Origin of the sequence: Bacillus ectoiniformans (genome assembly GCF_016908875.1) — a bacterium.
GTDB lineage: Bacteria > Bacillota > Bacilli > Bacillales > Domibacillaceae > Bacillus_BX > Bacillus_BX ectoiniformans.
Map to the genome: position 1 here is coordinate 209,018 of NZ_JAFBES010000006.1, position 25,141 is coordinate 234,158.

Here is a 25,141-nt window from a genome sequence, read left to right on the forward strand (position 1 = left end):
AATCACATTACAATTGTATTAAAAATAACTATACCTTTCGACCAGGTCTTTTGCTTCTTGTCATTATTTTCAGAAAGTAAAAAAGGATCCGCAAGTGCGAATCCTTTTTAATCTGTCATTTTAATAATCACAGGATTGAACCTTATACCCCATTCGGCTATATTTGCCGCCCTTTGCCTTCCGTTTTTTCGCCCAGCTAATGCTAATTAGAAGGGTGCTGAAAATAATAGCTGCCCCGAACACATATGGTATGCCCATGTTAATATCAAACAATGTGCCGGCAATGGCCGGCCCTACCATATTTCCAATACTCATATAAGCATTGTTCATGCCTGCTGCAAAGCCTTGTTCCTCTCCGGCCATTTTTGAAACAAGCGTATTGATCGCCGGACGAAGGAGTGAAGCAGCTGTAAAGAAAAAGCTAGAGATAAACAGAATGGACCAAAACCCTTGGGCCATTAATAAGCCAAGCATGGATACGGCTGCCACAACCAGCATCGTATTCATGACCGGAATTTCCCCAAATCTCCGCAAGACCCGCTCTAAAAGAAACGCCTGGACAATGACCCCAATAAGCCCGCCCGTTACCATTAATAAGGAAATATCAATTGGCCGAAAACCGAATTTAATATCAGAAAATAAACTGATCGTTGATTGGAAGTTTGCTAAACCGAAAGACAATGTAAACATCATAATCAGCAAGACAAAGTAAGGTTTAGTGACCGATTGAATCAGCTGCTTCAATAATCGATCTCTTTTTTCTCCTGCTGGTGATTGTTTCGATAACGAATCCAGATCGCGAGTTTCAGGCAAGAAGATCATCGAGATGACGGCAGAAGATCCAGCTACCGCACCAGCCACAAAAAATGGAACTCTCAAACCGAATTCCGCTAAGAAACCTCCTATTCCAGGTCCAATAACAAACCCAAGCGACATCGCTGCTCCAAGTCGTCCCATGCCTTTGGCGCGATTGTCCATCGTCGTAATATCTGCTACATATGCCATCATCGAAGGAATCATAAAAGCCGCTCCCATTCCACCGAGCAGCCGCGAAATATATAAAAGCCATAGCTGTTGAGAAATGCCAAAAATCACTTGAGAAAGAGCAAATATGATTAAACCTGTAACAATGGTTTTCTTTCTGCCCACACGGTCAGATAAATCTCCGGCAAAAGGCGAAAAAATAAATTGCGCCAGCGCAAAGGTAGCAATCATAAAACCAAATGTTTTTCCCCCCGCCCCAAACTCTTGAACGATGGTTGGCATGATTGGAATGATTAATCCGATCCCCGTCATCGCTACAAACATATTTATCATCAAAATAAGCAACGGAAATTCTTTTGCTTTTTTTACCATACTCATCCTTCTTTCTATTATTACCACGCATTAGTCATACAAGTTCTCATAATGACCGGTTAGTCGCACGTTACAATCAGTGTAGCATAAAATAGGACGAAACACACCAACAATGCTTCGATTCTCGAAATATTAATTTTTGTCATTTTTCACACATTGATTGAAACGCAAAAAGACAAGCCCTAAGACTTGTCTTACCTGTTAATTATTTAGTTGATCTTTTTAGTAAAGCCTTTGCCGCCCCACGTACGACTAACTGTCCCATTATATAGCAGAACGAGACAAAAATAACGGCAAAATTTCGGCCGAATGGCGCAAACCACCAGTTGTCTGGAAGAAATAAACCTGCCAGCAAAAGTGAGCACAGGGTGCTAACAATATTTAACCCGATCACTGCGCGAATCCTGCTTTTAACGGCTAGAGCACCTACAGCTATAACACTAATGATCAAGCCTTCTAATAATAAAAGAGAGTCGTTATTTTCCGTTGCTTTGATTTGATATTCAATATATAAAAATAAAAATGGCACCGGAATCAACGATAGGATGAACCAGATACTTTTAAGAGCTTTCATGCGCCGGCTCCTTACTGTTTACTCCCCTTATTATAACGAACTTTTTCTATTTTTTCCTGTTGCAAAAGGCTCTTTTTACATTCGCGCAGATATTACTTATGCAGCAGCTGAAGAGGCCCTTTAAAGAACTTTTCCATTTGGCTCGCTGGGATCGGCGGGCTAATCAAGTAGCCTTGTGCCTGATCGCATTTGTTGTTAAATAGAAATTCCATCGTTCTTTGATCTTCAACACCTTCTGCAATCACTTTCAGTTTAAACGTATTGGCTATCTGGATGATCGCTTTCACTATTTCGGCATCACTTTCATTTTCTAGCAGATCAAATATAAAACTTTTATCTATTTTAAGGGTATGGATCGGAAACGACTTTAAATAGCTGAGGGAAGAATACCCTGTGCCAAAATCGTCAATAGATAAGTATATTCCCAGTTCGTTTAATTGAACCATCACCTCAGAATTGGCTTGTGATAACACACTGTTTTCTGTAATTTCAAGCTCCAAATACTCAGGCTTCATACCGGTTTCCGCTAATATATGTTTGACGCCCTCTACATAATCCGGACGCTGGAGTTCTAATGCGGATACATTTACTGCGACGGTTAACGGCTGATTTCCTTGTTCAATCCAAGCTTGATTTTGTTTACAGGCAGTTCGAAGCACCCAATCTCCTAGAGCGCCAATTAATCCAGTCTCTTCAGCCAGCGGGATAAAAACAGCAGGACTGACAAACCCGTATTTCGGAGAATCCCATCTGATCAGCGCCTCCATTCCAATGAGGGTATGCTCTTTAAGGTCTACCTTGGGCTGATAATAGAGAACAAATTCATTGTTTTCAATGGCTTTTCTAAGCTCTTGCTCAAGCTCGACTTTGTCTTTATACTCCTGACTTAACTGCTCATTATAAATAACGAAACATTCTTTTTCTAAATTTTTACACCTCTGCAGAGCAATATGTGAATGCTGAAGCATTTTTTCAACATCGTTGCTAAGCATTGGGTAATGGGTGATTCCCTGACGGCATGTAACTGACAGAACATGATCTTTAATCCGAAACGGAGTGGTCATCAGGTTAGAAAGACCTCTGGATAGTCCTTCTAAACGATCAATGGAGTACTCGGCGTCCGCGAGAACAACAAACTCATCTCCCCCTATTCGGTACACCTTTCCAACCCCCTTAATGAAGCTTTGGAAACGATCACCGATATCTTTAATCAATTCATCCCCAATGGTAAAGCCAAGTGTGTCATTTACTTGCTTAAAGTTATTAATATTCGTATAAAAAAAGGCGAATTGAGCCGATTCATCTGTCTGAACTCCCTGTAGATCCTCAATGAGTTTCCGCCTGTTGGGCAAACCAGTCAGCTCATCATAATAAGCCAAATATTCAATCCGTTTTTGAGCAGCTTCCATCTCAGTGATATCACTGATCGTAGCAATGGCCTCTACTACATACCCCTTCTCAATAATGGGGGTAATAGTAGTGTAAAACCACCTTCCGCTCAGCTCATACTTATAGCTGACTTGCTCCCCTTTAAAGCAGCGGTCATATTGCTGGGTTAGAAACTTCGCTTTTTCTTCTGAAAATACTTCAAATGGTGTAAACCCTTCCATTTCATTGATCTCAATATCGATCCTGTCGAATAATTGGCCTTCTACTGAGGTATACACATATTTACCGGAAGAGGTTTTTTGCAATTTAAAGATAATGTTGTTAATCATTTTTAATTTATTTTGATAATCCAGTGCCATCCGTTTGCGAAATTCTTCTTCAAGCAGCTTCCCTTCCGTAATATCTGTTCGAAGGGCAATTTGCAAGACGATCTTGCCTTCTTTATTTTTGATAGGAACAATAGTCGTCTGCACCCAATAATTTGTTCCGTCTTTCGCTCGATTTTTAATTTGCCCCCGCCAGACTTCACCGGCCGTTATTTGGTTCCACATTTGTTTAAAGAAATCCGGGCCATGGTAGTCTGACTTGATGATTCGGTGCGTTTTGCCGATCATTTCATCCCGTGAAAATTGAGATATTTCGCAAAAACGGCGATTTACATAAAGAATTTTACCAGCTGCATCTGTCACGCCGATAATGGTTGATTCATTCAGAGCGTGAAAAAATTGTTCATAATTACGTACAAATAACTTTAATTTTTTATCGAAATTGTCATACAGCTCGCTTTCTCCGCTGACAAATTGGTTTCTCAGGCTTTCTAAATCTTGAAGCAGCAAGTGTGGCTGTTCTTCTAAAAACGGATCATTGCCCCTCATCTTCATCCCTTCTTTCATGCCGAAGTGAATGTTTCTATATCTTCGTAAGACTGCTAATTTTTGGTTGTGAGTCTTTAGTTTTAATGCTAAAGTATTTCTTTTGCTAATGCAATATGAGGAAGCATAAAAATGCAAAAAAGCTGTCTAATTTTAATAGACAGCTTCATACATTGGCTTATTTTTTCAGTAAATCCCTGATTTCTGTCAGCAATTCTTCCTCTTTAGAGAGAACAGGAGGGGCTTCTTTTTCTTCTTTTTCCTTGGAATACACATTATTAAATAGCTTAACAATCAGAAAAACAGAAAACGATATGATTAAAAAGTCAACAATTGTTTGAATGAACTTGCCATAATGGATCACTGCTTCGTTTACTTTAATCGACATTTTCGTTAAATCAATGCCTCCAAGCAGCAGCCCAATCAGCGGCATAATCATATCATCCACGAGAGAAGATACGATTTTGCCAAAAGCGGCGCCAATGATTACCCCTACCGCTAAATCCATTACGTTTCCACGCATGGCAAACTTTTTAAATTCCTTCAACATAGACAGGTCACCTCAAGTAGTTTAAATCTCTACTTACTATAGCAAACTCCCTGTCCTTTTGTCGCCATTTGTCATATTGAATTTGCTATTTAAGCAATAATCACTACATTACTTATAGCTCACACCAAGGCCTTCTCGCACATCTTGCTGAATGCCATAGGCTGGTACAGGATAACGCAGTCCGTTCTTGCTTAGACTATTCATCCCTTCAATCGCTTTTAAAAGATCGGCAGGCTGAATCGCCAGCAATAGCTCGTCATCCAGCACTCCCCCATACCGCCGTTCAGCAAAGCATGGAATAGATAAGCTTGGCTTACCCGTTTTCAGCGCTCTTCCCCACGAATCAGAACAAGAAGACTCTCCAACAAATCCCCATTCTAGCTTTTCGTAGCCCTTCCACTGAAGTCCATTTAAAAGCATCATCATCTGTCCCGGCGTCCCATAAATGAGACAGATATCCGGCGGGTTTAACCTCCCCGAAATAAGCGGAGAAACAGCCATCGCTTCAAACATTCCATATGGCACACAGTGCATGGATTCCTGGTGTTTTTTAGAATCCTTTTTTGTTTCAAACCACACTCCAGCCATTTCTTCACCAGAGAGCCATCGTTCATCTCTCGGATGGAGACCCAAAACCGTACTGCATTGAGGGCCAGCTAAGTCTTCTGCCGTCACTCCTACAGTCCACCCTAACCTTGCTGCTTGGGCGACTATTTGATCCGCAGTAAAGATCCTATCTGGTCTCTTGATTCGCTCGATCGATTCCATTTCTTCTTTCGTTTGAAAAAGCTTCATTCCAATTGGAATGGTGCGTATTGAAATTAACCGTTTTAAGTTCTCCACAACTTGAACCCATTCCCCTGCCGTGATCTGTTTCATACATTGATATCCCCTTTTTCCTCACTTTGAAATGATAAATATTTAGCTAGTCCACATCTTTCTCTTTCTTTAGGTTTAACCGCTCTTCAATTTGGGCGAAGCGCAAGTTTCTTCTCTTTTCTGATTGGAACAGGCCGAGCAATAATAAGAGCAAGAATAATGGAACAGAGAAGATGGCTGCTTGGATCATCCCTGATAATATATTCACTGCTTTATCCCTCCATCCGCTAAAATCAATAAGAAAAACTACGTAAAATCAAATAAATCACAATTTTCTATTTATTATATTTTATCATAACCTCCCTGATGCTTATATAGGATTGACATGATTTTTTTCACAATAAAACCAGGAGCAACTTCGCTCCTGGCTTTTTCTTCGGTCAATTATTTATTCACGACTTTAATAAACGCTTGGGCTGTGCTTTCACTCGATTGCGGATTTTGCCCTGTAACTAAATGTCCGTCTGTCACTACATGATCAGAATAAGGAGCTGCTTCCACAAATCCCGCACCTAACTCAGAAAGCTTGGTTTGCAGCAGAAATGGCAGAAGTGGAGCTAAGCCAGTTTCATCTTCTTCTTTATTCGTAAATCCAGTCAGTTTCTTCCCTTTCACAAGCGGATTTCCATCCGGCAGGAACGCATTTGCGAATGCAGCTGGTCCGTGGCATACGGCTCCAATTGCTTTATTTTCTTTTTCATAGTAGGCGAGAATATTTTGAAGGTCTTTATCATCTGCCAAGTCAAACATCGGTCCATGTCCGCCCGGCAGGAATATTCCATCGTAACCTTCAAAGACAACTGCACTCAATTTCTCTGTTTTATCAAGATACTGCATCGCCTCATTCCATTCAGATGGACGCTCATCTGTCATACTGTTAGGATCGAGAGGAATTTTCCCGCCTAAAGGACTAGCCACTTCCACCTGAAAACCAGCCTTTTTAAATGCAGCATAAGGCTCTGCATATTCTGATAGCCAAAGTCCAGTCGGGTGATCTTGATCAATTTGTTTCACATTCGTTACGACCATAAGAATTCTTTTGCTCATTTAATCTACCCCTTCTATTGGTTCTCAATTAGTTATCGTTCACACAAGATACTTTTCCCTTAGAAGGTGGAATTAAACACCATAATGCTTCAAAGAATAAAAGCCTTATTTGTCCAGCTTACTCTGAACTGATGTTAATAATTATTTCTTCGTCTATTCAATAAACTTAACATTTCATTATCATTCTATCGTATGATATTTATAAGATAGAAGAAAGAAGGGGATTTCGTATGCTAGTTGTCACCACTGAAAATATTCCAGGATATAAAGTAACAGAAGTAAAAGGCACTTGCTTTGGCTTAATCGTGCGAAGCAGAGGAATTGGGGCAGATATAATGGCTCAATTCAAAGGAATTATGGGCGGTGAAATCAAACAATATACAAAGATGCTTGAAGACTCTAGGAAAGAAGCGATGGACAGAATGGTAAAAAACGCCAATCAAATGGGAGCCAACGCTATTATTATGGCCCGCTTTGACTCCGGTGAAGCCGGCAGCAATATGAGTGAAATCGTCGCCTTTGGGACAGCTGTTGTTGTGGAGAAGGAATAAATGTGGAAGTGGGTCATTCTCTATTTCGCGGGTCAGGTTATATTGCTTGCGGTTCTCATATTAATCTCTCGTTTTACTGACAAACGTTATAAGTCATCAGAAAGCGAGATACCAGCCGGCTTCGTAAAAACAGATGAAGTATCAATCGACCCTATATCTGGAGAAAAAACAAGAGTTTTTTATAATGAACTAACCGGTGAACGAATCTATATTAAAGAGTAAGCTTTTTCAGGTTCAAAAACCAAAAGGACGATCAAAAAGGTAAATCATACTTTTTTGATCGTCTTTTATTTACTGCTGTTCATTAAAAACAGGCATTAAAATATTTACTTTCGTCCCTTTATTTTCTTCGCTTTCAAACGAAATGGTTCCTTTATGATTTTCAATAATTTTAAAGCTGACCATTAAGCCCAGCCCAGTTCCTTTTTCTTTATTAGAATAAAAAGGTTCACCCAGCCGCGCGATTCGATCTTTTGGTACGCCAACTCCCTCATCAATTACTTCCAGTTTCACATACTGATCCGAGTATTTGCTCGTGCGAATCGTGATATTCCCTCCATTTGGCATAGCATCTATGGCGTTTTTTATTAAGTTCACAATGACTTGTTTGATTTGTTTGGCTTCACCGAACGAAGATGGCAGATGTCCGGACAGCTGCCTTTTTATTTCTACTTTTTTCAATAGCGCTTCCGGCTCCATAAATGTAATGACTTCTTCAAGCACGGTATTTAAATTTAGCTTCTCCATTTTCAGCTGCTGATGCGGTTTAGCGAGCATAAGAAATTCATTCATGATAAATTCAATTCTTTGCAATTCTGATAAAATGATATCGCTGTATTTATTTCCTTGATCTTGGCTCCATAATTGAACAAAGCCTTTAATTGTAGTCAGCGGATTTCTGATTTCGTGGGCAATGCCTGCTGCCAATTGACCAACAACCCCAAGCTTATCCCCTTTTCGAATTAAGATATCCTTTTGTTTTAGCTCGGTAATATCTTCTGAAATACTAATAATTTTAATCGGCTCGCCTTTATCATTACATACCACAGTATGCCGGCATTTAAGCCAGCGAATTTCTTGATTGGCTCGGACGATCCGGTATTCAAACTCTGCTGGAGCTTTTATTAAATCCTGCAAATACCCCTTTAGCATCTCTTGATCTTCCGGATGAACTAAATCAATAATAATATGAGGGTTTTTATAGATATCTTTTAGCGGAATGCCCCATATTTGTTCTACGGCTGCACTTACATATAGAAGTTCCATATCCTTGTTATGCACACAAAAAACTTCCCTGATATTTTCTGTGATTTCGCGAATTTGCTTCTCGCTTTCAACGAGCCTTTCAAAATTGACCTGTTGTTCATGAATGTCGCGGATATGAACGGCGAGCCCAGTAGGAGAAAATGATGTGCATATTTCAAAGTGCTTCTTTAATGACTTTGAATACACCTTAAACCGGTGAGCCGTTTTATTCCTCATCGACTTCTTAAAAAAATACTCATATACTGTCCCTTTCATTTCAGGGAACACTGTCCAGATGTTTTGGCCTTGTAAATGGCTCCGGTTCACCCGCCATAGCTGTTCAGTGACCTGATTGACATACATGAACGTCCAATTCTCGTCTAATAAGAAAAAACCATCGATCATACTTTCTAAAACATTCTCAACCGCTCCGTTTAAAGACTTCTTTTGATCACTCTCATCATCATTTTCTTTAAAACCTGAGGTGATTGCTGATGTGCATCCCTGGAATGCATCAGATTCCCGATCACCATTTTTTTCAAAAGAATGGTCGTTTTGGAGGCTCTCTAATGTATGTGGATGGTTCCCGCTTATATCAGTAGCAAGCGCATAATATAGTCCTTCGTCAGACAATTTAACCGTGTGCCACAACAGCCACTTGTATGAACCATTCTTTGTACGAAATTGATATTTTAGCGGAATGAATGACTCATTTCCGTGTACTGAATGGAAATCCATTTTTAATTCTATAAGCTGATTCGGATGGATCAAATCCATCAATTGTTTGCCGGCCACTTCTTTTTTTGCAAAGCCCATGATTTTTTCCCATGAAGGGTTGACGTACTGAATCAGTCCTTGCCTGTCAATCGCCATAAAGATATCAGTTGTATTTTCTAACAGCCACTCCATTTCTTTAAATGCGAATCGCGTGGTGTATAAAAATGTATGAGTCAAAAAAATCGCCTCCTTTCGCACCAACAGTCATTTCCCTGATTTCATATCTATAACTATTTTTTCTTTATTTTATAAAAATTACCTGCATGTATTCAACAAAATATTTCGACAATTGAAATACTTTTCAATGATTTTTTATGTATGAGTAAGAATTTATTTCCCTTTGAGACAGAAGTTTACTAAATTGGTGATGAATAGAACAGAGCACGGAGACTTAAAATTCCTACTTTTTTAGCCGTTTCAATAAACTAGACGATTAAATCCTATTCATTTCCATACTATTCTCCTGAATCAGATGACACAGCAAAAAACCTGTGCACGCCGGATGTGCACAGGCTAAAATTATCTTTCAGTCTCTTGTCGTCTTCCCCAGCATTCCGTTTCTCCAACCCCCTCGATTGAATCAGCATAGAAGACGGGATCTTTTCCTGCTTTTCGCTGCATTCGATAATCCCTCAGTGCAGCCAAGGCGATTTTATAAAGCATCGTAATCGCAATTAGGTTAATAAATGCCATGATGGCCATAAACAAATCAGCTAAATTCCACACTAGACTGATTTTCGCTACCGAACCAAAGAACACCATCCCAATCACCGCAAGCCGATAAATGAACAAGGCAGCGGGCGACTCTTTAATAAACTCTATATTGGTTTCTCCGTAATAATAATTTCCAATGACAGAGCTAAAAGCAAAGAGGAAAATAGCTACGGCAACAAAGATGGTAGCCCAATCCCCTATATGAACAGCTAAAGCCGATTGTGTGAGATTAATAGAGGTGGCATCTGCGCGCAAATATTCCCCAGACAATAAAATAATAAATGCGGTTGCCGAACAAATCAGTATCGTATCAACAAAGACACCCAGTGTCTGAATCAGACCTTGTTTAACAGGGTGACTGACAGCCGCCGTTGCAGCTGCATTCGGAGCAGATCCCATGCCGGCTTCATTTGAAAATAACCCCCGCTTAATGCCGTTCAATACAGCCGCGCCAAGTGCTCCTCCTGCCGCTTGTTCAATGCCAAAAGCCGCTTTCACAATTAACATAAACATTGCAGGTATTTCAGTGATATTGAACAGTAAAATAAAAATAGCTAATACTAGATAAATAACCGCCATTACCGGTACAAGTATTTGAGTCACATGCGCGATTCTTTTTAAGCCGCCAAATATAATGATGGCTGTTAATATAGCAAGCACGGCCCCAACAGCAATTTTTGAAACACCAAACCCTTCATTCATAGCCAAAGAAATCGTATTGGACTGAACAGCATTAAATACTAATCCGAAACAAAAGGTAATTGTAACAGCAAAAATGATCCCCATCCAGCGCTTGTTTAACCCTTTTTCCATATAGTAAGCCGGACCGCCGCGAAAACCATCGCGGTCTTTTACTTTGTAAATTTGCGCGAGCGTGCTTTCAACAAAACTGGAAGCTGCCCCGATTAATGCGATCACCCACATCCAAAATACAGCCCCTGGACCTCCTGCTGCAATTGCCGTGGCTACACCTGCAAGGTTCCCCGTTCCGATTCTCGAAGCCGCACTGATGGTAAATGCTTGAAATGATGAAATACCTCTTTTTCCATCAGCAGACACAGTGGATTTTTCAAAAATGATCCGAAACATTTCTTTCATGTAGCGAAACTGTACAAACTTGGATGTAAATGAAAATAGCAGACCTAATCCGACAAGCAAAGCGATCATCAAGTAGGTGTATAAATAATTGCTTATTTCGACAATGACCGCATCTAAAGTTTCTAGCACCGCCTTCACTCCTTTTTAAGTAAGGTAAATTATTCCTGATTATCTGTAAACAATTTACTTTACCCTAAGCAGACGCTCACTAATCAAAAAACCGGCCTAAAAATCAGGCCGGCTGCTTGCTTTTTTATTCTTCTGTTTGGATTGACAAATAAACGGACTCTACTTGCCCCTTATCTTTCTCATCGATGACAAACGAGCCATTAGAATATCGGTCGCTCGTCTTCATTTTTCCTGTATCAATCGTTTCTAAATGGCCTTTTAAAGTAGAAAGGACAACTGTGTCACTTTTACTGACTAACTGCATGCCAGCTATGCGGTGAGGATTAGATTTCAGCTCCCTCAGCATAAGCACTCCTCGGTTCGCTCTTGAAGACGGTTCAAACTCAGACAGTTTCATTTTCTTCGCTGCTCCTCGCTGAGTAGCGATCCACACCTCTTTTTGCTCGCCTTCATTCCATACTTTTCCGTTCACTACGGTGTCACCGTCTTTTAAATTGATTCCTTTTACGCCTGCCGCCCGCGGCCCCACTATGCTCGCCTCTTCTTCTGCAAACCATAGATTATAGCCAAACTTCGTAGCAAGCATGATTTGACCATGGCCGCTTGTCAGGTGAACATCAACTACTTCATCGTCCCCTTTTAAGTTAATCGCGACCAGTGCACGCGAATAGCGCTGAACTTTATACTGAGCCAGTTCCGTTCGCTTCACCATGCCATTTTTCGTTATAAATAACAAAAAGGCCGGCTGCTGAAAATCTTTAATCGAATAAGCCGAGAGTACTGTTTCATTTTTATCCATTGACACAAAGCTCGCTAAATGATGTCCAAGATCTTTCCAGCGAACATCCGGAAGTTCATGAACAGGCATGTACATATAATTGCCTTTATTCGTGAAGACAAGAAGAACATCAGTCGTATTGATCTCTTCTTTAAATACTAATCTATCTGTCTCTTTGATCGCCAAGTCGCGTCCCCCAGAAGCAGAATAAGATCTGAGACTTGTACGTTTAATATAGCCGTCTTCCGTTACCGTAACCATAACGTCTTCACTAGGAATCATAACTTCAAGATTGACTTTAATCTCTTCAATTTCATCTTCAATAATGGTTCTTCGTTCATCGTTATATTTCTTCTTAATGTCTCTTAATTCCTTTTTAATGACACCAAGAAGCTTCCTTTCACTGGCTAATATCGCTGTCAATTCGTCTATCAGCTTCGCTAGCTCTTCTGCTTCTTGCTGCAGGGCAGTAATATCGGTATTCGTCAAACGGTATAATTGCAAGCTGACAATAGCTTCTGCCTGCGGTTCAGTAAATTGAAAGCGGTCTATTAAATTGTTTTTGGCGTCTCGTTTATCTTTAGAAGCGCGAATGACCGCAATGACTTCGTCTAAAATGGATAAAGCCTTCATTAGACCTTCTACAATATGCTCTCTGGATTTAGCTTTTGCTAAATCGAATTCCGAGCGTTTAGTAACAACTTCTTTTTGATGAGAGATATACGCATCTAATAAATCAAAAAGACTCATTAGCTTCGGATGTCGATTGTGTATAGCGACCATGTTGAAGTTATAGCTGACTTGAAGGTCGCTCGCTTTATATAAATAGTTCAAAATCCCTTGAGCGTCACCGTCTTTTTTTAATTCAATGACGACTCGAAGCCCTGTCCGATCCGTTTCGTCACGCACCTCGGCAATGCCTTCCACTTTTCGGTCGATACGAAACTCGTCCATTTTCTTTACTAAATTGGCTTTGTTTACTTCATAAGGGATCTCGGTAATGACAATTTGTTTGCGTCCGCCTCTGATCTCTTCAATCTCCGCTTTTCCGCGAATCACTATTTTCCCTTTTCCGGTCTCGTACGCTTTTTTAATGCCATCGACCCCTTGAATAATACCCCCAGTAGGAAAATCTGGCCCTTTTAAAACGGTCATCAAGTCTTCGACCGTACAATCTGGCTGATCCATTCGCATAATTGCCGCATCAATGACTTCTCCAATTTGATGGGGCGGAATTTCTGTCGCATACCCTGCTGAGATTCCAGTTGATCCGTTTACTAATAAACTTGGATATCTTGCTGGAAGCACAGTCGGCTCCTCAGTTGTATCATCAAAATTCGGGATGAAGTCGACCGTTCTCTTTTCAATATCCTTTAATAATTCACCGGATATAGCAGAAAGCCTCGCTTCCGTGTAACGCATAGCAGCCGGGGGGTCTCCGTCAATTGATCCGTTATTTCCATGCATTTCAACGAGCAGCTTTCGCACTTTCCACTCCTGGCTTAAACGCACCATCGCATCATACACTGACGTATCGCCATGCGGATGAAAGTTACCAATTACATTCCCGACTGTTTTAGCTGATTTTCTAAACCCTTTTTCTACCGTATTGCCTTCTGTGTACATCGCATATAGAATTCTGCGCTGAACCGGCTTTAATCCATCACGCGCATCAGGAAGAGCCCTTTCCTGGATAATGTATTTACTGTACCGGCCAAAACGGTCGCCAAGTACATCTTCTAGCGGTAAATCTTGAAATATTTCCTTCTGTTGCATCTATTTATTCCTCCTCCCTAACTGAAAGATTTTCATTCTCTAAAATGTTCTCTCCTTCTTCCAGTCCGAAAGCTACGTTCGACTCAATCCATTTGCGGCGCGGTTCCACTTTGTCTCCCATCAATGTGGTGACGCGTCGTTCTGCGCGGGCGGCATCGTCAATTCTTACGCGTATTAACGTGCGGGTTTCAGGATTCATGGTTGTTTCCCAGAGCTGGTCGGCGTTCATTTCACCAAGACCTTTATAGCGCTGAAGCATATAGCCTTTTCCGACTTTTTTCGTTGTCTGATCCAGTTCATCGTCCGTCCAAGCATATTCGACCACTTCTTTTTTGCCCGTGCCTTTGCTCACTTTATAAAGCGGCGGAAGAGCAATATAAACTTTGCCGGCTTCAATCAAAGGCTTCATGTAACGGTAAAAGAACGTCAATAATAGCACTTGGATATGAGCACCATCTGTGTCGGCGTCAGTCATAATGATGATTTTGTCATAATTCGTGTCATCGACAGCGAATTCAGGACCTACACCTGCTCCGATCGCATGAATGATTGTATTAATTTCTTCGTTTTTAAATATATCTGCAAGCTTCGCTTTTTCCGTATTAATGACTTTCCCGCGCAATGGCAGGACTGCCTGGAAGCGCCGGTCCCTGCCTTGTTTGGCTGAGCCGCCGGCTGAATCTCCCTCGACTAAATACAGCTCATTTCTTTCTGGGTTGCGAGACTGAGCTGGGGTTAGTTTGCCGGATAAAACAGCTTCAGATTTTTTTCGTTTTTTGCCATTGCGAGCGTCTTCTCTTGCTTTCCTGGCAGCTTCTCTCGCTTGAGCCGCTTTGATCGCCTTTTTAATCAGCAGGGCGCTAATATCGGGATTTTCTCCTAAAAAGTACGATAATTGTTCTGAAACCACAGCATCTACGGCTGATCGGGCTTCACTTGTCCCGAGTTTTCCTTTTGTCTGACCTTCAAACTGCAGTAATTCTTCTGGAATCCTGACAGATACAATCGCAGACAGACCTTCTCGAATATCCGTACCCTCCAGATTTTTCTCTTTCTCTTTTAGAAGGTTTACTTTCCGGGCATATTCATTAAATGTTCTCGTCATCGCTGTCCGGGCACCTGCTTCATGCGTTCCGCCATCTTTTGTCCGCACGTTATTGACAAAGGATAGAACATTTTCAGAAAATCCATCATTGAATTGAAAAGAAAATTCTACTTCCATGCCGTTCTGCTCACCAGAAAAATAAGCCACTTGATGAAGCACATCTTTTTCTTCGTTTAAATATTTGACAAATTCCTGTATGCCATTTTCATAATGAAAGACTGTTTTTGAATCGCTGGCCTCATCTGTTAAGGTGATTTTCATTCCTTTAAGCAGAAAAGCGGATTCTCTAAGTCGTTCACCGAGCGTATCGATATTATAATTTACTGTGCTGAAAATGGTTTTATCCGGTTTAAAATGAATCGTCGTGCCTGTATTCTTCGTCTTGCCTATTTTTTCTAAAGCGGTAGCGGGTTTCCCGCCACTTTCAAAGCGCTGTTCATATATGTATCCGTCACGGTGAATGGTAACTACCAGCCATTCTGACAGGGCATTAACTACTGAAGCCCCTACACCGTGCAGCCCGCCGCTTGTTTTATATCCGCCTTGTCCAAACTTTCCGCCTGCGTGAAGCACTGTTAGGATGACTTCCGGCGTAGAGCGGCCAGTCTTATGCATTCCTGTTGGCATACCGCGCCCAAAATCCTGGACACTGACAGATTGGTCTTTATGAATGGTTACATTAATTTCATTTCCATGGCCGGCTAACGCCTCATCCACAGAGTTATCAACTATTTCATATACGAGATGATGAAGCCCTCTCGCGTCAGTGGAACCAATGTACATTCCCGGTCTTTTTCTTACCGCCTCAAGTCCTTCGAGTACTTGGATCGCATCATCATTATATTCAAATGTTGGTTTCGATTTTGACACAGTCATTCCCCTTTCTAGCCTTTCCTTGGGGAAAAGCACACAAACAAACGTTCTTATATTATTATATCATAAAAACGACAAGCATTCTTAAGTCAGAATAATTTCTTAAAAAAGAGCCGGCTTCTATCCGTTCTCCACTTATCTACTGCCCTATTGTAAATATCATTTTTCTTAAAGGCAAATGATATTTTACATTGCCGTTCTCTGCCAAGTGTCTTCTATGTATGCTGATAGACGGGGTGATAGCCAATTCAGACAGTCTGCTTTCACAGCAAAAGAGCCGGGCTCCCAATTCCTAACGACAGTTTATACTAACGTCAGGATCGGAACCAGGCACTTCATTGATCATGGATACGCCTATTTGGTTAACGCGTGCTCCACTTTAATGCAGCTGTCCATAATCACCGTTTTGCCAAGGCCTTTTAAATAATCATAGGCTTCCTTATGCGCAACCCCTTGCTGCGCCCAAAAAACATCGCAATCTATTTCAGCGAATTCCCTTGCAATCTCAGGAAGATACTCTGAACGGCGGAACACATTGACTATGTCCACTGGCTGATCAATTTCTTTCAGTGAAGATACAGCCTTTTCACCGAGAACTTCATCAACCGAAGGGTTTACAGGAATAATCGTATAACCTGCGTTTTGCATAGCCTCTGATACCATATAACTAGTACGGTTCGGATTATCACTTAACCCCACCACAGCGATGCGTTTCGCTTTCTTCAAAATTTGTCCTCTTTCCTCTCTAGATGGGTTTTGCATCATTACAGTTCCTCCTGTCCAAATATATACTCATATAGTTCTATGCTTAGTCTTTGTTTTCCTTTAACAGTTTTAATATTCCTGCTTATTGCGACCGAAATGTAGTGAAAATTGCTCAACCAAGATCGCGATTAGCGTACCAAAAATTAATCCGTTGTTAAATAAAGATGTCATCACAACAGGCAGGTCACGATAAGCCTCTGCAGGGACAAACATGACTCCCACTCCTGCAAGCAGAGAAACTCCCGCCACTAAACGAGACCGTTCAATATTCTTTTCCTTATCCAATTCAGAAAAAGCTAACCCTACCATCCGTGAAAAAATAACAAACGTTACCGCATATCCTACTGGAGCAGGGAGCGAGGCTAAAATATTCATTGCCGGCGGACAAACACTTAGGACGATGACTAACACAGATCCTCCTATAAATGGGGCAATGGAGGCTATTTTCGTCTGCGCCACAAAACCTGCAGAACCTGAAATAGGAACCGAACCTATGGCAGAAAGACTTCCTGCCAACATTTGATTGACGCCCGTTACCACTCCTGCCGCACGATAACTGCTGTTTTTTTCGCTACCGGTTACCAGCTTCACCACTTCCTCCATCACTCGGATCGAAGCAATCATATTAGCCGTTAATAACAGTGTGATAAAGGCAGCTGTCACCACGGTTCCAAGATCAAAGATCGGCGGTCCAAACACAAAAAGAGCCGGCAGCTGAAACCATATCCCCCCACTTGAAGGAATGGCTGGCGTTTGACCGATCATGATAAAAAGGAGCCATCCGAATAGAAGTGAAATAATGACTGAATATTGACGGACCCAGCCCAGACGGTGCATGGAAAAGTAATAAGCCGCTAGCAGAGTCACTAAACTTCCGCCCATAACTGGGAGGATCACTGTTCCCGTGTCATTCGGCAAACCGAGCATGCCTCTCATAAATGATCCGCTCAGCTGCAGGATCAAGAGCAGCAAATAAACAAACGTAATCGTTGGGGTAAACAGCCCTGCTAGTTTCTGCAGCAAACCGAACCCTGCTAAAATAATAAATATCACACCTGATACCAGCATTCCGCCTTGAAGGCTTTGTAAGGCTTCAGTGCTAGAAGAATAAATAGTTCCGGCAAAACCAGCGTAAATGGCGAAAACACCCCACCATAGTCCTGCAGGCCCCTCATTAATTGGCAATCGATGTCCGATTAACGCCTGCAGCAATCCTGAAATTCCGAGCACAAACATCGTTCGCTGAACAAAATCTGAAGTTTCCGCCGGAGAGAATCCAAAAAGATTGGCTATTGCAATAGGGGCAACAAGGGAACTTGCCAAGATAAATCCCATCCATTGCCAAGCACTCAAAAACATTTTCATCTTTCCACCTGTTTTCTCATTTATATTAAAATATTGAATATATTTCTATTTATAAGGGTACGCCACTTTTTTCAATCGGGCAATTGAAAAGTTTCCCCTCAAAATCTGCTTCCCGTGTTAAAATAAAGTGGAACTTCTATTTAATCTTTATATTTTTTGCATACATACATGATACTTGGTTTATAAAAGGAGTAATTATATGATTATTGGATTAATTATTTTACTTGCCTATCTTCTTGGTTCAATCCCGTCAGGACTGATTATCGGGAAGTCTTTTTTCGGGATTGATATTCGCGAACACGGGAGCGGCAACCTTGGGGCGACGAACTCCTTCCGGACGCTTGGAGTCAAAGCTGGATTAGTCGTCACACTTGCAGATATATTAAAGGGAACCATTGCCACGCTGCTTCCTATTTGGCTTGGCGCAGATTTCCACCCGCTATTGGCAGGTACCATTGCCGTTATTGGACATATGTTTCCAGTGTTTGCCGGCTTTAGAGGCGGTAAAGCCGTGGCTACTTCTGGCGGCGTGCTTCTGGCATTTGAACCGCTTTTATTTCTGCTTTTAGTTGTTACTTTTTTTGTCTCGTTATATTTTTCAAAGTATGTCTCGTTATCTTCCATCATTGTAGCTATTACCGCATGGACCTACTCTATTCTATTTGGAGAAATGCCATTAATCATCGTGGTAAGCGTCTTAGCATTCTTTGTGATCTACAGACACCGGGCCAATATGGGCAGAATTAAAGACCAAACAGAACCAAAGATTACTTGGATGTAGCGAATACGTCATCTTAGATAAAAAATGAAGCCAGGCTTCCCAATCGTTTTTAAGTATATCTCTTATACTCTATTAAACGATAAATGAGCAGCCTGGCTTTTTACCATATCTATATATTCAATGAAGTTCCAATTCCCCATCTTCATTTAAATGGGCATTTACAAGAGTTGTGGTCTTATAAAACGTATGTCTTCTTTTGCCCACTTGTATGATTGTATCAATATAGGCTGTGCCTATCACAATTCTTCCCGTTTCTGATACTTTAATAACTGTTTTAACTCCCGCTTCAGAACCAGCTGATTTGGCTTGAACTAATGTATCTGCCTCTATTTCCCCGCCCTTCACATACCCGGCAATCTTAATGGAGCAGCTGGCTTTTAATTTAGAATTATAAACTCCGTTGCCAGTGACAATAATATCTCCGCTGCTCGAAATTTGACTGTTGATCGCATAAGGCACGGTTATAAATGTATGTTCACTCGGAGGCGTTGAATAGAATTCATGCAGACCTTTAACCTTTTTATTTAGCTGCATCACTTCACTTACAGTTAAATGCTGACTCCCTTTCGTTAAAAATACCCGATAAAGCGAATTAGCCAGTTCCACCCATTCTTTTTGCAGCGCATATTTTCTCTGGGAAGCTTCTCTTACAAACCCTTTTATAGCAGACGGCAAGCTTTGGAAGTTTCTTTCTAACAGAAGCTTTATAGCCTTATCTTCATCTTCCTGCTTATTCGCATGATTGGATTGTTCCATCCGTTCAACTAATTGCTCGATGGATGCGCAATAAAGAGACAATTCTTCTTGCACATCCCCAAGCATTTTCAGCAGCGATTCATTCACTGTTTGAGAACTGCCGGATGTTACAATCGATGAAAACACGTTCTTTTGAATCACAGTTGACCGATTAGCAAACAATGAGCCTCCGGTTACTTGGCCGCTGACTTCAATATCGCCTTCTGCTTCAACTTTCATCGTTTCGTGAACATGTCCCTGAACTTCAACGTCTCCTTGAAAACGGATATGTCCGCTTGTAATATCAACATCCCCGTCATGACACAGCCTATTTAACACTTCAACTTTATAAGTTAACCCGCGAGTTTCTACATGGAGTCTGCCGTTATCTGTCGCAAACAATTGCCCATCTTCAAGCAAAGTGCCTTTTCCAAGCCGAATAATCGCTTCTTTTACAGGCTTGGCAAGTAATGTTTCGCCTCTGACCGTTTTTCCATCTATTCCGGGCTGGGGCATATTGACTGTTGCCAATAACTCCCCTTTGATGACTTGCGGTATGACTCTCACTTCACGAAAATCTGCTGTGCCTTGTTCATCCACTTTAGGCGGAGTTAATCCTGATTTATAATTCACGTGAAAATTTAAACTTCCATTCTGCCCTTCTATTGGAAATAGCCCCTTTGCGACGATCACTTCAGCAGATTGAAGCACCTCACAAGCTTCCTCCACTTTCTCCTCCTCAATGCCATAATTGATCCCCAATCGATTCAGTTCATTTCTGATGATTTCTACTGTCAGATCATTCGACAGCTTCTTTTCTTCCTGAGCTTCTAAAACGATCATTTGTGAAGGTGTATGATCACACACTGTGTAACGGGTATGGACACCAGGGTCAATCACTGCAACAGCGAGCATGTTATTTTCCCTTAGTTCAAGCTTCCATTCAAATGGCGTCAACTCTTCTTTCCCTTTAATTTCTACTTGGTCATTTATTTTAAGGTAAGCCCGCTCCTCCGCTAATTCTCCATTTATAAACAGTTCTAAATGAGGATGAGGTTCAATAGCCGGCTGTTCTTCTCCGTTCGATATAAAATGGAATGAACCGTCCTGAATGCTTATTGCTGCACGGGGTTCATCATTTTCCTTGCTGCCGTTGTTTATGCTGCTGTCCTCTTGCTTTTTCTTTACTTCTACAATCGCTTTTTTTCGATTAATGCCTAATAGACCTTGGGAGGGTTGCTGTAAAATTGTAATCTCAGCTGCTTCCCTCGAAATACCCAGGTTGGATAACCCTATTTTTATCGCTTCTTCAATTGAAGCTGCCACTATTTTTTCTGACTTTTCCATCGATTCCCCTCCCAGCTTAATTATTATTTATTCTCTTGTTGCTGTCTATCTGCTGCTATAAAATTAGGTCTTTTATCCTTGCTTGACAGTTTATCAAGTTACTATAATTGAATTATGTAAACAAACTCTTTATGCAATCTTTTTCTTTTATTTTATTCCAAAGGAGTGATACACTAATCAAAAAACAGCGGAGGGATCACATGAAGATTATTATCGAGGACGATGCATTAAATTGGTTCTTATCAGATATGGAAGTCAAGGCGGGTGAATATATCCGCTTTTATGTAAGATATGGCGGATCGAGTTCACTGCATGAAGGCTTTTCACTTGGAGTAACAAAAGAGGAGCCCATCGATGTAGGGGCAAAGGCCATCTATCATGAGGCCGTTTTTTTTGTGGAAGAAAAAGATTTATGGTACTTTGACGGACACGATCTGCATGTAAATTATGACCGCACGTCTGATGGCCCTGTTTATCAATACGTAAAGTCTTAATGTGAAGGAGAAAGAGAAGGCATTCTTTTTCTCCTTACAGCTTAAATCTTGATAGATGATCCAATAACCCTTCTTCCTCTAGAATCAGCCTTTGCCTTTCCCCCAGTAAATCAAAATGAGAATACCCCTTTTGCCGATAGTCAATCCACTCTTTTTGCAGCCCGTATTTTTCTCCCCATTTAATGAGCTTGTCTACGTCACTGCAGCCTACTTTCGTTACCGTTTTACACTCTTTAAAGCGCTCGTCAAGCCAGTAATGAGTTAAAAAAGCGATCTCTCCTTGATCTATTTTTCTTTTCCACTCCATTAATTCGCTTTTCTTAATGCCAAAAGCCATATGAATCACCTGACTTAAGATTTTATTTATGTTCTTTTTTGTTTTTCATATTCTTCATGCCAATCAGGAAACATACGTTTCATGGAGATTGGGCGAAACGTATCTTTAGTTACGATAGTATGTGTACTTTCACCTGTTACACAGACTTCCCCTTGTGCATTTTTTATTTCATACCCATATGTAGTTCTGACACCATTGTAGCGATCGATCCATGTATGAATCCATGCCGTGTCCCCATAGCGAAAAGGCTTCTTATAGGATAGGTGAATGTCTAGAACTGGCGACACAAACCCTTCCTTCTCCATTTCTGCATAATTAAATCCTAAATCTTCAATTAATTGAGTTCGCCCGAGTTCAAACCATACCGCATATTGTCCATGATAGACCACTTGCATGGCATCCGTTTCAGCATAGCGAACCTGTACTTCTTTCGTTGAAATCAACATCTTCTCATTCTCCCTTATCTCTATTTTTGGAAGTCACTCTCATCTTACCATAAACAAATGCCATCAAAAAAGAATACTCCTCCATTATTGGTCAATAGTAACAACAAAAGTGAAGTTTAAGGTTTTTATCAATAGGGGTATTAGATTGAAATAGATCATTGACTATATAGCAGGAGGTTTCATGTTATGGATATTAAAACTTACCTCGAGCAAAACAAAGGTGAAATGATTGATTTATTTGAGAAGATCGTGAACACAGACAGTAATTCCTATGATAAAGAAGGCGTGGACAATGTCGGTGCTATATTAAAAGAAAAGTTTGAAAGCCTGGGAATGTATGTGAAGGTTCATCGTGAGACAGAAGTGGGAAATCATTTAGAAATTAAGGCAAGCAGAGAAAGCGAGCCGAAAATTTTAATCATCGCTCACATGGACACAGTGTTTCCTAAAGGCGAACCTGAACGCCGGCCGTTTTCAATTATTGATGATAAAGCATACGGCCCAGGAGTGAACGATGAAAAGGCCAGCCACGTACAGCTTTTATATGCGATGAAAGCTTTAAAGGAGAGCAGTTCCCCCGCTCTTGAAAACGTTCATATTATATTTAACAGTGACGAAGAAATAGGATCTAGATCTTCTAAAGCATTAATTAAAGAAGCTGCAGAAGGAAAGGATTTCAGTCTCGTAGTCGAATGCGGCCGCCCAAATGACGGCGTAGTGACCGAGCGTAAAGGAGTCGGCCATTTTACAATGGAAGTCCAAGGGAGAAGTGCTCATTCAGGGGTTGAGCCAGAAATTGGCCGAAGCGCCATTGAAGAGCTGTCACACAAAGTGATTAAGCTTCAGCAATTAAATGATTATGACCAAGGATTGACCGTGAATGTCGGTTTGATTAAAGGCGGTACATCCGTTAATACTGTGGCCCCAAGTGCTACTGCTGAAATTGATGTGCGCGTAGCTGATGAAGAACAGGCGGAAAAAGTAACAAAAGATATTAACGCCATCGCGCGGGAAGATCATGTGACCGGAACCCGTACGGAGCTTACCGGTTCAATCGGGCGTCCGGCGATGGAAAAGACGAAAGATACAGACAGACTGTTAGAAATGATTCAAAACGCCGGAAAAGAACTGGGCTTAGAGATTCACGAGGAATCGACTGGAGGCGGATCTGATGCCGCGTTCACTTCAGCTGAAGGCATTCCGACTGTGGACGGAATGGGTCCTATCGGGGAATTCTCTCACAGTGAGACCGATGAGTATTCTGATCTTAATTCATTGATTGACCGGACAGCATTGCTTGTCAAAACCATTGAAAGACTATCATAACTAGAGATAAAACAAAATAAACCAGAGGTGGAGCAAATGGACATTCATGAGATTTTAAAAAAACAGAAAAAAGAAGGAGAACGTCAGCGTGCTTGGGGAGATTACGGCATGGTCGTAAGCGCCACTGAAGAATCATCCAAGATCGGAGCAGACATTCTTAAAAAAGGCGGAAACGCAATGGATGCACTGGCGGCTGTTCAGTTTGGACTAGCTGTGTCAGAGCCGTTTAACACCGGTCTTGCTTCAAGCGGCTTTATTATTTATTATGATGCCGAAAAGAAAGAAACAAAGGTGATCCAAGGCCATTCAAAAGCACCTCATAAATCAAAGAAAAACGTATTTGTAGACGAGCACGAAGACGTGATTCCTTTTCTTGAACGCTCCACCCCGGGAACTGCTGTAGCCATACCCGGCATTTTAAAAGCTTTTGATAAAGCCTTAGAACTGTATGGAAGTAAATCATGGTCTGAGTTAATGGAACCTGCTATTCGCCTATCCGAAGAAGGTGTAGTGGTTAATAAAACATGGAAAAGCGGATTGGATCGCTTCGGCAACAGGTTGAGTGATGAAGCTAAAAAATTCTTCTTTCCAAACGGCGTGCCTTTGACTGAAGGTGAAAAAGTAGTGAATAAAGAACTGACGAAAACCTTGAAGCGCCTGCAGGAAAAAGGCGCAGATGACTTTTACTGCGGGGAGATCGCTCACGCAATTGTCGACATCACCCATAAACTTGATGGCTGTTTAACATTGGAGGATCTTGCCAATTACGAAGCGAAAGTGCAGGAACCTTTACAGGCGAATTACAAAGGCTTTGATGTAGTTGTACCTAGTCCTCCTAACGGCGGAGGCCTTGCCCTGCTCTATATGCTGCAGCTGCTTGAGCAATTAGATCTCAGCCAATATGAGGCCGATTCTTGGGAAAGATATTATATCCTTACTGAAACATTAAGAATCATGACATCTGATAAACTGGCTTATTTAGCGGATCCTGATTTTTATGATGTGCCGGTTGACGGGATGCTGCACCCTGATTATATTAAAGAACGGCTCAAAATCTATAACTTTGAGTATCGGAGCGAGGATATTTTACCAGGAAATCCATGGGAATATGACAATGATAAGTCCCCTAGCGGCTTAAAGCCTCAAAAAGATGATAAAGGCTCAGAAACGACTCATTTTATAGCAGCTGACCGTCATGGAAACATAGCCGCATGCACTTCTTCGCTTGAGCATACATTTGGTTCAGGTATTATGGTTCCAGGCTACGGCTTTTTATTAAACAATGATATGACAGATTTTGATCCGGATCCTGCCGGCGTCAATGGAGTGGAACCGAATAAATATGCTGTCAGCGCTAAAACGCCAACATTTGTCTTTAAAGACGGGAAACCGTTTTTGGCACTTGGCTCCCCTGGCGGACCAACCATCGTTGCTTCAGTGATGCAGACGCTGATCAATGTCATTGATTACCAGATGGATTTAAAAGAAGCCATCGAAGCTCCTCGCGTCTACAATGGGACAGGGCCGCTGATCTGGTGGGAAGAAGGCATCCCATCATCTGCGAAACAAAAAATGGAGAAGATGAATTATGATTTTGATAAAATTCCGCTTGAAATCGGAAACGTACAAGCGATTTTGTTCGATCAAGTGAATGGCTTGATGTATGGTGCGAGTGACTCTTCAAGACCGGGAAAACCAGCTTGTGTGAATAAAGATGAAGCAGAAAATGAGTGACAGATCGAGTAGGAGGATAATCATTAATTGATTATCCGACCTCTCACACCACCGTACGTACGGATCCGTATACGGCGGTTCAATTTTATACTAAGCAT

22 protein-coding genes are annotated in these 25,141 nt (G+C 41.3%); 6 read left to right on the forward strand and 16 right to left on the reverse strand.

The window, feature by feature from the left end:
- Positions 1-120: 120 nt before the first annotated feature.
- From JOC78_RS10680 to JOC78_RS10710, 7 genes are all read right to left on the reverse strand, one after another.
- A complete protein-coding gene (locus tag JOC78_RS10680) occupies positions 121-1,356 on the reverse strand; it encodes an MFS transporter (protein WP_338023196.1) in 1,236 nt (411 codons plus the stop codon).
- A gap of 205 nt (positions 1,357-1,561) precedes the next feature.
- Complete coding sequence (locus JOC78_RS10685; protein ID WP_204555423.1) at positions 1,562-1,930, reverse strand: hypothetical protein; 369 nt, start codon at positions 1,928-1,930, stop codon at positions 1,562-1,564.
- 92 nt (positions 1,931-2,022) lie between these two features.
- The gene (locus JOC78_RS10690; protein WP_204555426.1) at positions 2,023-4,194 is read right to left on the reverse strand and encodes a sensor domain-containing protein; all 2,172 of its coding nucleotides are present in this window, start codon (positions 4,192-4,194) and stop codon (positions 2,023-2,025) included.
- A 175-nt stretch (positions 4,195-4,369) separates the two neighbouring features.
- Positions 4,370-4,741 (reverse strand): large conductance mechanosensitive channel protein MscL, encoded by a 372-nt coding sequence (gene mscL, locus JOC78_RS10695; RefSeq protein WP_204555429.1) that lies wholly within the window; start codon positions 4,739-4,741, stop codon positions 4,370-4,372.
- Between the two features lie 108 nt (positions 4,742-4,849).
- On the reverse strand, positions 4,850-5,620 hold the full coding sequence (locus JOC78_RS10700; protein ID WP_204555432.1) for a DUF169 domain-containing protein: 771 nt from the start codon (positions 5,618-5,620) through the stop codon (positions 4,850-4,852).
- A gap of 46 nt (positions 5,621-5,666) precedes the next feature.
- Positions 5,667-5,828: a hypothetical protein gene (locus JOC78_RS10705; protein WP_204555435.1), complete on the reverse strand. Its 162-nt coding sequence runs from the start codon at positions 5,826-5,828 to the stop codon at positions 5,667-5,669.
- A gap of 176 nt (positions 5,829-6,004) precedes the next feature.
- On the reverse strand, positions 6,005-6,667 hold the full coding sequence (locus JOC78_RS10710; protein WP_204555438.1) for a type 1 glutamine amidotransferase domain-containing protein: 663 nt from the start codon (positions 6,665-6,667) through the stop codon (positions 6,005-6,007).
- Between the two features lie 230 nt (positions 6,668-6,897).
- On the opposite strand from JOC78_RS10710, the gene JOC78_RS10715 reads away from it, so the two are divergent.
- Positions 6,898-7,218 (forward strand): heavy metal-binding domain-containing protein, encoded by a 321-nt coding sequence (locus JOC78_RS10715; protein WP_204555441.1) that lies wholly within the window; start codon positions 6,898-6,900, stop codon positions 7,216-7,218.
- Positions 7,219-7,440, forward strand: a complete 222-nt coding sequence (locus JOC78_RS10720; RefSeq protein ID WP_204555442.1) for a hypothetical protein — start codon at positions 7,219-7,221, stop codon at positions 7,438-7,440. It abuts the gene before it with no gap.
- Between the two features lie 69 nt (positions 7,441-7,509).
- Here the strand turns inward: JOC78_RS10720 and JOC78_RS10725 are convergent, their stop codons facing one another.
- The 6 genes from JOC78_RS10725 to JOC78_RS10750 all read right to left on the reverse strand — a co-directional run bounded on the left by JOC78_RS10725 (position 7,510) and on the right by JOC78_RS10750 (position 17,843).
- Complete coding sequence (locus tag JOC78_RS10725; protein ID WP_204555445.1) at positions 7,510-9,417, reverse strand: PAS domain S-box protein; 1,908 nt, start codon at positions 9,415-9,417, stop codon at positions 7,510-7,512.
- A gap of 342 nt (positions 9,418-9,759) precedes the next feature.
- Entirely contained in the window at positions 9,760-11,121 is a 1,362-nt protein-coding gene (locus JOC78_RS10730) for an alanine/glycine:cation symporter family protein (RefSeq protein ID WP_204555492.1), read from the reverse strand.
- 184 nt (positions 11,122-11,305) lie between these two features.
- Positions 11,306-13,735 (reverse strand): DNA topoisomerase IV subunit A, encoded by a 2,430-nt coding sequence (parC, locus tag JOC78_RS10735; protein WP_204555448.1) that lies wholly within the window; start codon positions 13,733-13,735, stop codon positions 11,306-11,308.
- A gap of 4 nt (positions 13,736-13,739) precedes the next feature.
- Positions 13,740-15,716, reverse strand: coding sequence for a DNA topoisomerase IV subunit B (parE, locus tag JOC78_RS10740; RefSeq protein WP_204555451.1), 1,977 nt, complete (start codon positions 15,714-15,716; stop codon positions 13,740-13,742).
- Positions 15,717-16,067: 351 nt separating this feature from the next.
- Positions 16,068-16,475 carry a CoA-binding protein gene (locus JOC78_RS10745; RefSeq protein ID WP_420829932.1) on the reverse strand — a complete coding sequence of 136 codons (408 nt, stop codon included), beginning with the start codon at positions 16,473-16,475 and terminating at the stop codon, positions 16,068-16,070.
- A 72-nt stretch (positions 16,476-16,547) separates the two neighbouring features.
- A complete protein-coding gene (locus tag JOC78_RS10750; protein WP_204555455.1) occupies positions 16,548-17,843 on the reverse strand; it encodes a purine/pyrimidine permease in 1,296 nt (431 codons plus the stop codon).
- A gap of 199 nt (positions 17,844-18,042) precedes the next feature.
- Here JOC78_RS10750 and plsY point away from each other — a divergent pair, with 199 nt between their 5' ends.
- The gene (gene plsY / locus JOC78_RS10755) at positions 18,043-18,624 is read left to right on the forward strand and encodes a glycerol-3-phosphate 1-O-acyltransferase PlsY (RefSeq protein WP_204555457.1); all 582 of its coding nucleotides are present in this window, start codon (positions 18,043-18,045) and stop codon (positions 18,622-18,624) included.
- A 117-nt stretch (positions 18,625-18,741) separates the two neighbouring features.
- Here the strand turns inward: plsY and JOC78_RS10760 are convergent, their stop codons facing one another.
- Positions 18,742-20,706: a FapA family protein gene (locus JOC78_RS10760; RefSeq protein WP_204555459.1), complete on the reverse strand. Its 1,965-nt coding sequence runs from the start codon at positions 20,704-20,706 to the stop codon at positions 18,742-18,744.
- A gap of 200 nt (positions 20,707-20,906) precedes the next feature.
- Here JOC78_RS10760 and JOC78_RS10765 point away from each other — a divergent pair, with 200 nt between their 5' ends.
- Positions 20,907-21,200, forward strand: a complete 294-nt coding sequence (locus tag JOC78_RS10765) for a HesB/YadR/YfhF family protein (protein ID WP_204555462.1) — start codon at positions 20,907-20,909, stop codon at positions 21,198-21,200.
- Between the two features lie 34 nt (positions 21,201-21,234).
- Here the strand turns inward: JOC78_RS10765 and JOC78_RS10770 are convergent, their stop codons facing one another.
- Positions 21,235-21,537, reverse strand: a complete 303-nt coding sequence (locus JOC78_RS10770) for a hypothetical protein (RefSeq protein ID WP_204555464.1) — start codon at positions 21,535-21,537, stop codon at positions 21,235-21,237.
- A gap of 26 nt (positions 21,538-21,563) precedes the next feature.
- Positions 21,564-21,983 (reverse strand): acyl-CoA thioesterase, encoded by a 420-nt coding sequence (locus tag JOC78_RS10775; RefSeq protein WP_204555467.1) that lies wholly within the window; start codon positions 21,981-21,983, stop codon positions 21,564-21,566.
- A 186-nt stretch (positions 21,984-22,169) separates the two neighbouring features.
- On the opposite strand from JOC78_RS10775, the gene JOC78_RS10780 reads away from it, so the two are divergent.
- The gene (locus tag JOC78_RS10780) at positions 22,170-23,309 is read left to right on the forward strand and encodes a M20 family metallopeptidase (RefSeq protein WP_239587112.1); all 1,140 of its coding nucleotides are present in this window, start codon (positions 22,170-22,172) and stop codon (positions 23,307-23,309) included.
- Positions 23,310-23,345: 36 nt separating this feature from the next.
- Positions 23,346-25,043, forward strand: a complete 1,698-nt coding sequence (gene ggt, locus JOC78_RS10785; RefSeq protein ID WP_204555470.1) for a gamma-glutamyltransferase — start codon at positions 23,346-23,348, stop codon at positions 25,041-25,043.
- The last annotated feature ends 98 nt before the right edge of the window (positions 25,044-25,141 follow it).

Excerpts from the sequence above, each read along its gene's own strand:
- JOC78_RS10715 (WP_204555441.1), top strand. The coding sequence starts at position 6,898 with ATGCTAGTTGTCACCACTGAAAATATTCCAGGATATAAAGTAACAGAA.
- JOC78_RS10685 (WP_204555423.1), bottom strand. The coding sequence starts at position 1,930 with ATGAAAGCTCTTAAAAGTATCTGGTTCATCCTATCGTTGATTCCGGTG.
- JOC78_RS10700 (WP_204555432.1), bottom strand. The coding sequence starts at position 5,620 with ATGAAACAGATCACGGCAGGGGAATGGGTTCAAGTTGTGGAGAACTTA.
- parC (WP_204555448.1), bottom strand. The coding sequence starts at position 13,735 with ATGCAACAGAAGGAAATATTTCAAGATTTACCGCTAGAAGATGTACTT.
- parE (WP_204555451.1), bottom strand. The coding sequence starts at position 15,716 with ATGACTGTGTCAAAATCGAAACCAACATTTGAATATAATGATGATGCG.
- JOC78_RS10720 (WP_204555442.1), top strand. The coding sequence starts at position 7,219 with ATGTGGAAGTGGGTCATTCTCTATTTCGCGGGTCAGGTTATATTGCTT.
- JOC78_RS10775 (WP_204555467.1), bottom strand. The coding sequence starts at position 21,983 with ATGTTGATTTCAACGAAAGAAGTACAGGTTCGCTATGCTGAAACGGAT.
- JOC78_RS10730 (WP_204555492.1), bottom strand. The coding sequence starts at position 11,121 with ATGATCGCTTTGCTTGTCGGATTAGGTCTGCTATTTTCATTTACATCC.
- JOC78_RS10680 (WP_338023196.1), bottom strand. The coding sequence starts at position 1,356 with ATGGTAAAAAAAGCAAAAGAATTTCCGTTGCTTATTTTGATGATAAAT.
- plsY (WP_204555457.1), top strand. The coding sequence starts at position 18,043 with ATGATTATTGGATTAATTATTTTACTTGCCTATCTTCTTGGTTCAATC.
- JOC78_RS10780 (WP_239587112.1), top strand. The coding sequence starts at position 22,170 with ATGGATATTAAAACTTACCTCGAGCAAAACAAAGGTGAAATGATTGAT.
- JOC78_RS10765 (WP_204555462.1), top strand. The coding sequence starts at position 20,907 with ATGAAGATTATTATCGAGGACGATGCATTAAATTGGTTCTTATCAGAT.
- ggt (WP_204555470.1), top strand. The coding sequence starts at position 23,346 with ATGGACATTCATGAGATTTTAAAAAAACAGAAAAAAGAAGGAGAACGT.
- JOC78_RS10745 (WP_420829932.1), bottom strand. The coding sequence starts at position 16,475 with ATGCAAAACCCATCTAGAGAGGAAAGAGGACAAATTTTGAAGAAAGCG.
- JOC78_RS10710 (WP_204555438.1), bottom strand. The coding sequence starts at position 6,667 with ATGAGCAAAAGAATTCTTATGGTCGTAACGAATGTGAAACAAATTGAT.
- mscL (WP_204555429.1), bottom strand. The coding sequence starts at position 4,741 with ATGTTGAAGGAATTTAAAAAGTTTGCCATGCGTGGAAACGTAATGGAT.
- JOC78_RS10750 (WP_204555455.1), bottom strand. The coding sequence starts at position 17,843 with ATGAAAATGTTTTTGAGTGCTTGGCAATGGATGGGATTTATCTTGGCA.
- JOC78_RS10690 (WP_204555426.1), bottom strand. The coding sequence starts at position 4,194 with ATGAGGGGCAATGATCCGTTTTTAGAAGAACAGCCACACTTGCTGCTT.
- JOC78_RS10760 (WP_204555459.1), bottom strand. The coding sequence starts at position 20,706 with ATGGAAAAGTCAGAAAAAATAGTGGCAGCTTCAATTGAAGAAGCGATA.
- JOC78_RS10770 (WP_204555464.1), bottom strand. The coding sequence starts at position 21,537 with ATGGCTTTTGGCATTAAGAAAAGCGAATTAATGGAGTGGAAAAGAAAA.